Genomic DNA, 242 nt, shown 5'->3' with positions numbered 1-242 from the left:
CGAGCAATCTGATCTGCATCGATTACTGGGATGCCACGTTCTCTGAGCATCGCTGTCACTGTGCTTTTTCCTGTAGCAATTCCGCCCGTTAATCCTAATATCATGTTCATCCTCCTCTCCCGATAGCATTTGGTTATTTTTTTTGGCAAAGGGGGCAAATATGTGTCCCTCTACCGCCTACGACAAAGCGGATAATCTCTGTCCCACAATTGACACAAGGCTCATCTTTTCTGCCGTACACC

At 47.1% G+C, this 242-nt stretch carries 2 protein-coding genes; both read right to left on the bottom strand.

Features of this window, described 5'->3' with window-relative positions:
* A partial coding sequence (locus SB775_RS33195; RefSeq protein ID WP_410865549.1) for a dephospho-CoA kinase occupies positions 1-110 on the bottom strand: 110 nt, incomplete at its 3' end.
* Between the two features lie 23 nt (positions 111-133).
* A partial coding sequence (locus SB775_RS33190) for a zinc finger domain-containing protein (RefSeq protein WP_410865547.1) occupies positions 134-242 on the bottom strand: 109 nt, incomplete at its 5' end.

The organism is Peribacillus sp. SIMBA_075 (genome assembly GCF_046534585.1).
This window is presented reverse-complemented; position numbering and strand designations above follow the sequence as displayed.